Origin of the sequence: Saccharicrinis aurantiacus (assembly GCF_947489045.1) — a bacterium.
Lineage (GTDB): Bacteria > Bacteroidota > Bacteroidia > Bacteroidales > Marinilabiliaceae > Saccharicrinis > Saccharicrinis aurantiacus.
Window position 1 is genome coordinate 1 of sequence record NZ_CANLCN010000039.1, and the last position, 8,194, is coordinate 8,194.

Consider the following 8,194-nt stretch of genomic DNA (forward strand, 5'->3'; position numbering starts at 1 on the left):
GCAAATTATTCATTTGAAAAACTTACCAAAAATACGACTAAATTCAGACACGAGATATTGGCTAGTGTGTAACGGTTTTAATAAAAGGCGTTGGCTGATTTTGAAAAACCAAAACAACCAAAATCCAACAGAGCCGAAATTTTGTTTAGGCTATAAATTTATTCTTTTCATTAGCCGAAACAATAGTTTCGGCGAACTTATTTAAAGAGCAGCTCTCCCAAATTTTTGTTGACAGCCTATGCCCTTTATTTATTGTTAGCACCTGGCATTTTTATTGTCTTTTATTTTCTTTTTAAATGCATTAAAATAATATATAGTCACACCTATAAACATCCATAAAGTAGTCAATATAACAGCTTTCTCACCCCAACCATTACACCAAAAATCCAGAAGCAAATCTTTTACTACAATATATTCAAAAATCAATGGAGAGATTAACAAGAGAAATAATGGTGAGAAAATAATTCCTGTTATACATCCACTTTTTCCATCAGTCATATATTTACTATTAATTTCCTCCCAAATTGAAAATGGCATAATCATTTGAAGAGAAATATTAGAATATGTACTATTTTGTTCGATACCTCCCTCTAAATTATAGATATGTCCACCAACCTGTCTAATATTACTTATCAATGTCGAACGATGTACATTAAGAGTTGCATATTTTAAAAATAAGAAGTTGAAAATCATTGGTGTAAACAATTTTATAAAAGAATCATCTGTCAAGGTAATTGGTCCTACTTTAATTTTGGAGAATATATTCAAACCAACACTAAAATAGACGAATATCAACAATAACATCCAAATCAATATTTTGTCATTTGAACGATGAGTAACTTCCAATTTATCAACTAATTTGTCAAAATAGCTTTTTATATTTTCGATTGAATTGCTTTCAATAAAACTCTCAATTTCGCTCTTAGTCATGTTCTTCTTTTTTTGCTTGGTGCTAACGGTGACTGGATGAAGCTGTAAGCGATTTGAAAAACCAAACCAACCAAAAAACTACAGAGCCAAAATTTTCATTTTGTTTCAAACTTAGCACTTTCCAAACACAAATGGAAATTTTGGCGAACTACAAACATCATACAAAACTCCCAAATACTTGCTGACGCTTATGCTTTATGCCAGATTGTTAGCCCCTGTTGTTTATATTTAAAATTTGTATCTCCTTAATTTCAGATACTCTATTCTTTCTTTTCAGTCTTGAATTTGCCATTTACACTTTACAAGTCTATTTTTCAGGCTTATATTTCCATTTTACCCCGTTACAATTGCATTTTTCCATATTGCATTTCGGTTTTACCTTGTTACAAGTCTATTTTTCAGGCTTACATTTCTATTTTACCCCATTGCAATTCCGTTTTTCCGTATTGCATTCCGGTTTTACCTCGTTACAAGTCTATTTTTCAGGCTTACATTTCTATTTTACCCCATTGCAATTCCGTTTTTCCGTAATGCATTTCGATTTTACCTTGTTACAAGTCTATTTCTCGGCTTACATTTCCATTTGTCCCCTTTACAATTCTGGTTTTCCGTATTGCATTTAAATTTTACTTCTCTACAATTTCATTTTACAAAATTGCAACTCTACTTCCCAGTCTTGTCGTTAAGTGTATTAACTTGCATTTTGCCTTTAATTCGCGTTCAGCAATAGGGGCTAACGTTTAGTGTATGCGTAGTGGCGGATTTCGGAGCTGCTCACTATCAAACCGAGATGGTGTTGATGCGAGCCATAAACCTTGATATCTACTGTGTTCCCCGCCATTACGTATGACACATTGTTATAGCCAGTGCTTCTTTATCAATTTACTCAATTTTAATTTCTTATCAGGTTTTCCTCTTTCAGAATTAATCTGTTCATTAATCTCAATGTTTGTTTTTATTGCATCCCATTGAGAAGCGCCAGTATAATCGTTATCAAATTTATAATCTTTATGCACTTTTAAATTACCAATCACCTCAAAATTTACTTTAGACTTTTTAAAGAACTGAGCATAATACCAAGAAATCATCTCTCTATCTTGATAACCTTTTAATCCAAATTCTTCCTTCCTAATCAGTACGGATGCTTTTTTAAAGTCATCAGTTGTCGGTTTATCTATTTGATTTAATGTCGTAATAGCAATCATATTCATTCCATATTCTGTCTGCTTCTCAGAAGTCAAAACGAAGGCTCCACCAAAATTGTCATTATCAAGTCTAAAGGTCAAACAATCGCCTTTTTGGAAAATTGAATCACGTAATACTTTCCGTTTTCTTTTTCTAGGTTTATCTTTCTCTTGGCTTAATTTTTCTAAGAATGTATCGAGGACTTTTTTCCTCTTATTAATTTCCTTTTTATCTGCTCCTAATTCCTCCCAAATCTTTATATCCTCTCCTGTCTCAATGATTGTCTTTACTCTATTAAATAAATCAGGGTCTAGCGATTTGCATTGCCATTGAGCCATTGCCATAGCAAACCAAAAATTATTCTTGTCCTCGAAATCTCCAATCAGGTCAGAGTTTTGATTAATAATCCTTGAGGAAATTTCAGATGGTTCAAGTCCGTCGTCATATAAATCCATAAACTCAGAGAAAATATCCTCATAAGTGTCATTCGATGAAATTGCAGTTCCCCAAGTTCCCATTTTTAATTATCAGTTTAATGTTTTGCAGTCAGCCCGCATTGGCTATAACGGCTCGAATAAGGGGTCGTAGGCTGATTTGAAAAACCAAACCTCAGAAATCCCACCAAGCCGAAGCTTTTGTTTTGGTTATAAATTTATTCTTTTTACTAGCCGAAGCAAAAGCTTCGGCGAACTTATTAAAAGAGCAAAACTCTCAAATTTATGCTGACAGCCTATGCCCTTTATTTTTTGTTGGGTGCTGGTTATTTTTTACATGAGCTATTTCCAACTGTTAAATGTTTCAGATAAAAAGCTGTAACTAGATTTATTGAAAGAATCATTTACGATCAGATCCTTATTAAGTTCAACAGTCTGGTGTATAATTAATCCAGAGGTCGGCTTAATAATCAAGTAGTCAATGCTTGTGTTTAGAGGAAAGTAAGCATAATTCCCTTGGTCACTAAATTCTAATAACTTCTTTGATCCTTTCTCATATGCGTATGCAATATTGCCTTTTGAAAAATACTTCTCAGGAATCGTAAATCTAATGGTGTTGGTTTTGTTTTTAAACATGTACTTACTCCCATTAATTGAAGTTAAACCAATTGAGTCACGAATAAACTCTCTGAAATACCATACATTAAAAGGTTTAATTACTCGTTTAGACGGAATAGTCATACCTTTATAAAGGTAAAAATTCTTTACTTCAACCATCCTAATATTTACCTTCCGAATGTTTGAATCAACTACTGTCCTATATTTATTATGATATACTTTAATGTTTCCTATCGTGACTAATTCTTTTATATTACTGAACCTTTTTGAATATAATTCCTTATCAACCATCCAATCCATTCCATACAATATTTGTTTAAATTCATTTTGACTAGCCATATTCGCATCTAGATTTATCAACTCCCCTAAATCATTTAGTTGAAAAGTAATAGTTAAAGTATCATTTTGTTTTAATTGTGACTTGTAAACATCTTTTAATTCAGAATAAGACTTTACAAATGCTAACAGAAATATAAAAATCAAATATTTTTTCATAGAATTCAATATAATTAATCTTCTAATGCTGTAAATTACAGTATGGTAGAAACTTGCACCCAACGGTGACTGGATGAAGCGTTAGCGATTTGAAAAGCCAAACCTACTAAAACACTGCAGAGCCATAATTTTTATTTTTGTTTAAACTTAAACCTTTCTGAACATAAATGAAAATTTTGGCGGACTTCACATAACTCACAAAAATTCAAAATCACTGCGGACGCTTATGCTTTATGCCAGATTGTTAGCGGACGTTATTATTAATCTATTAATTTTATTTCATATATTTTTGGCCATAACTTTCCTGTCACATATGTTTTGTCTGATATTGAATCATATGCAATACCATTCATTTCCAATGAACCATAGTATAAACTTTTTGCTGAAAATGCATAATCCGTCATATCCAACTTCCCAATTATTTTCCCGTCAACAGGGTCTATTTTAACTATTGTATTCGTTGTCCAAATGTTAGCAAAAATATAGCCTTTTATATATTCCAATTCATTCAAGTATTCTTTAAAACGCCCTTTTTCAGTAACGTTTAACGTTTTAATTACTTGCATTGTTAAAGGGTCAATATATCTTAATTGGTATGAGCCATCACTCATTATTAGATATCTTCCATCATTTGTCAATCCCCAACCTTCCTTACTTGGTATTTCAAATTCCTTTATCTTTTTAAAAGTTGATAGATCATAAATAAAACCAATTCTGCTTTTATAAGTTAACTGATACGCTTTGTTATTAAGGAAAGTAATACCTTCTCCAAAATATTTTGTCTTATCAATTTCTACTTTCTTTTCTATGTGTCCGGTTTTCAAATTAACGATTCCGAATAACGACTTTGTCTGTGGCAGACTTTTTGGCGAACCCGTACTTTCGTATAATTGGCCATTATGAATTAAAAAACCTTCAGTAAATGATGTTGTATCATGTGGGTAAGAATCTATATAATCAAAACTAATATTCGGGATGGCTTTTTCATTTATATTAATGCTTTTGGAATTTTTCTTACTTATGCAACCAAAAAGAATGAGTATAATTAAATATAAATAATTAGGTTTTAGTCTCATAGGAAATATATTCTATTCAGTATGTTTAATGGCCGCTAACGGTTCGGCCATATGAAGTGGCCCGATTTTCGTGTGGTATATTCGCTTTCTTGTTTTTGCCTTAGCTAGCGCGGGAGTATAACTGCCAAATACCACAAAAGCCAGGGCTACTTTATGATGGCTTGTTATGCGCTGATATTTCTATATTAATTTGTCTATTGATTCTTTAATAATTCTGTCTGTAACATCTTTGCTGTAACCATTAATAACATCCACAATCATGTGATTTTTATCCAGTATAAAGAACACAGGAAAAGATTGTATTGAGTAATTATTGATAATTTCCTTAGTCGACATTAGAAACTTATAATCAAACTCGTTTTTACTCCTATAGCTTTTAAGAGCATTGGAATTATTGGTTGTACACTCAATTGATACTAAATCAAATATTTTATCATTATACCTTCCTGAAAGCTGTTTTAAAAAAGGTATTGACGCTTTACATGGTCCGCAAGTCACACTTGTAAACTGAATAAGTGTAACCTTATTTCTAAAGTCTTTTAGCGAAAATGCTTTATTATTACTCGATTGAAGATTCCAATCTGGTGCTTGTTTTCTAAGTAAAGGATGTTTTGCTGGCGGTGTCTTTTTTACTCCATAAAGCTTTATTTCATAATTTTTAGGAAAGTAATTTTTCGCAATAAAATGACTGGCATTTAAATTATTGATTTCATAACTCCTACAGGTTGCAACTGAAATATTATGTGACATTTCACGCCTAACTTTGTATGGCATGTTATCTTTCTTAGCAATCCATATTTCATATATGGAAGTATTGTCAAAAGAATAAGGCGATAAAGGCATATATGTTGCTTTGCCAAAAAATTCAACCTGCTTTTCCTCATTAATTGTGAGCTTTAAGTAAACTGCATCATGCAAATCCTGGATGTCCAATATTACACTATCAGTAGTATTTACTGCATAAGTAAGAATACTTTTAATGTAATTAAAAAAGGGTGGATTGACTGGTCTGAATGGCACATTCCATACTTTAAAGCTATCTACAACAACAATTTTCTTTTTATCAATAATGTTAGCAAGCATAGCGCCATCATAGCAATACTTAGCTCTTAAGGTATCATGTCCGATAAATTCTACGTAATTAGCTCCTATAGTTGTATCTGATGGATTATTATATTCACGTATTGTACGAATGCCAGTCCATTGAGCAGCTGTATCACCAGGTGCCCATAACTCAACATCAACACTATACGATGCGGATTCAATATCCTCCAGATTCGAAATAACTTTCTGAATGTATTTACTTGAAGTATAATCCTCAGTGCAAGCGGTTAGGATTGCTATTATTAAAGTCAATGTAATAAATAGAATTCTCTTCATTTTTAAAGCATTAAGTTGGGGTTTGTTTTATTTGCGCATAACGGCTCGAATAAAGGATGTAGGCTGATTTGAAAAACCAAACCTCCAAAATCCCACTGAGCCGAACTTTTGTTTAGGCTATAAATTTATTCTTTTCACTAGCCGAAACAAATGTTTCGGGGATTTTATTATACGAACTTAACTCCCAAATTTATACTAACAGCCTATGACCTTTATTTTTTGTTAGGCTTAGTACTTTATTTCCTAGTCTATTTGAATAATGCTGTTTTGGGGATTCCCTAAATCAAATTTCACTATGACTCTTTTTTGTCCTGCTTTAATTCTAGAAATAAACAACTGATTCTTTTTCAAACCTGAATTTAAGGTCATGACTTTTTCATAAACTTCCATATTCACAGAATAACGATAAGTCACTTTATAGGCAATAGTACTAATATTATTTCCTGTGTGACGCGATTGATTTAAATGCTCAACATTTTTTACTTTAACAACCTCGCCACTTACTGAGTCTTCATATTTTTTTTCCTTGAATTGTCTGTATTCATTAGATGCATTACCAGAAAGAAAGTATAATCCTAAAGAAAAAACTAGAATTGTCAAAATACCAATTCCTATAGATTTCCAATCCCAATATTTTATTTCATCTAACATCTTTTATAATCTAATAATTTCAGTAATAATGTTTGTGGTGATTTTATTTTGCGATTGTATTAAGCCTAACGGTGACTGGATGAAGCTGTAAGCGATTTGAAAAACCAAACCGACCAAAACATCACAAAGCCAATATTTTTATTTTTGTTAAACTTAATGCTTTCTGAACATAAATAAAAATTTTGGCGGAATTCAAACAACCTACAAAATCCCTAATTACTGCAAACGCTTATGCTTTATGCCAGATTGTTAGGCTTTCGTTATTTCTTTTTCTGAACTTTATTTGAGATTCCTTCCAACTTTATTTCCTTATGAGTGACAATATTTGGTCTGACCGAGTTTTGATAATTCCTTTCTAGTCCGCAAATTCAAAACCCAAATGGTCGAGTTACAAGTCAACCAAAGTCAGTCCATATTTGTCAGTCAAACAAACCAAGATGCAAATAATTAAACAATGTCAAGAAAACGAAGTCATGAAAGTCTACACAATAAGCGCCTTACTTTTCCTATCTGTAAAGTCTTGGTTTCTCTTAAAATTCTACTTTCAAAAAGTGCAAATTCTTATATATTTCTGATTCCGAAGATGTAAAGTACATTATGTATTTGAGCGCCGTGAATAATGAAGCCTAACGGCCCTAATATGCGTAGGCTGGGCTTTCAAAGCTCCAACTTATCAAACAATTACTAACTTGAGTAAATGTGTAAAAGATAATCAAACCTGCAAACGCCCAACTTACGTATATTTATTGTTGGCGGTATGTTATTTCTTTACACCCCTATATTTCTGTATTTCATTTAGTAGTTCTTTACCACTTATTTCTAACTCATCGATTCTAATTATGTGCTTCGACTTACTTGCATCTTTTATAAATATATCAAGGTATTGATTAACTGATGAGCCGATCGGGCCTCTAATTTTCACTTTGTTTACTTTACCCCATTCAATAAGCCCAAATTCAAGGGTTTCGATTCCTTTAAGTGACAAAGTTATTATAGGCTTTTCTTCATTTAATGTTTTAACACCTCTTAGTATTTCCAAAATAATAATTACAATTATAACAATTCCTATAATAGTTAGTTTTGTAGTTCCTAGTCTTAGGAAATAAATGGAAATAACTATTCCTAAAACGATAATTACTAATTTAGGTATAATACTAGATTTACTATAGTGTATATATGTCTTTTCTTCTATTTCTCGAATCTTTCCGTCTAAATACATTTGTTGCTGAAAATATTGTGCATATTCTACTATTAAAAGTATAAGTCAATGCTTGTTATATAATTTCAATTTTTATAAGTCAGTGACTTAATTTGCATAACCTGAAAAATCTTACCAATAATTACCGCCAACGGCTACTTGGATGAACAGTGTGGAGAGTAAACCCAAATCCACTTCCAAAATCCTAAAGAGCCAAAGCTTATTAT

At 31.8% G+C, this 8,194-nt stretch carries 7 protein-coding genes; all 7 read right to left on the reverse strand.

The window, feature by feature from the left end; genetic code table 11:
• Window positions 1-255: 255 nt before the first annotated feature.
• The 7 genes from QMO11_RS21625 to QMO11_RS21655 all read right to left on the reverse strand — a co-directional run bounded on the left by QMO11_RS21625 (window position 256) and on the right by QMO11_RS21655 (window position 7,988).
• The gene (locus tag QMO11_RS21625; RefSeq protein ID WP_282040023.1) at window positions 256-930 is read right to left on the reverse strand and encodes a hypothetical protein; all 675 of its coding nucleotides are present in this window, start codon (window positions 928-930) and stop codon (window positions 256-258) included.
• Window positions 931-1,787: 857 nt separating this feature from the next.
• Window positions 1,788-2,633, reverse strand: coding sequence for a hypothetical protein (locus tag QMO11_RS21630; RefSeq protein ID WP_282040024.1), 846 nt, complete (start codon window positions 2,631-2,633; stop codon window positions 1,788-1,790).
• Between the two features lie 258 nt (window positions 2,634-2,891).
• Complete coding sequence (locus QMO11_RS21635; protein ID WP_282040026.1) at window positions 2,892-3,662, reverse strand: hypothetical protein; 771 nt, start codon at window positions 3,660-3,662, stop codon at window positions 2,892-2,894.
• Window positions 3,663-3,922: 260 nt separating this feature from the next.
• Window positions 3,923-4,738 (reverse strand): glutaminyl-peptide cyclotransferase, encoded by an 816-nt coding sequence (locus tag QMO11_RS21640; RefSeq protein WP_282040027.1) that lies wholly within the window; start codon window positions 4,736-4,738, stop codon window positions 3,923-3,925.
• A gap of 180 nt (window positions 4,739-4,918) precedes the next feature.
• A complete protein-coding gene (locus QMO11_RS21645) occupies window positions 4,919-6,118 on the reverse strand; it encodes a TlpA family protein disulfide reductase (RefSeq protein WP_282040029.1) in 1,200 nt (399 codons plus the stop codon).
• Between the two features lie 243 nt (window positions 6,119-6,361).
• Window positions 6,362-6,769 carry a DUF3592 domain-containing protein gene (locus QMO11_RS21650; RefSeq protein WP_282040031.1) on the reverse strand — a complete coding sequence of 136 codons (408 nt, stop codon included), beginning with the start codon at window positions 6,767-6,769 and terminating at the stop codon, window positions 6,362-6,364.
• 760 nt (window positions 6,770-7,529) lie between these two features.
• A complete protein-coding gene (locus QMO11_RS21655; protein WP_282040033.1) occupies window positions 7,530-7,988 on the reverse strand; it encodes a hypothetical protein in 459 nt (152 codons plus the stop codon).
• Between the last annotated feature and the right edge of the window lie 206 nt (window positions 7,989-8,194).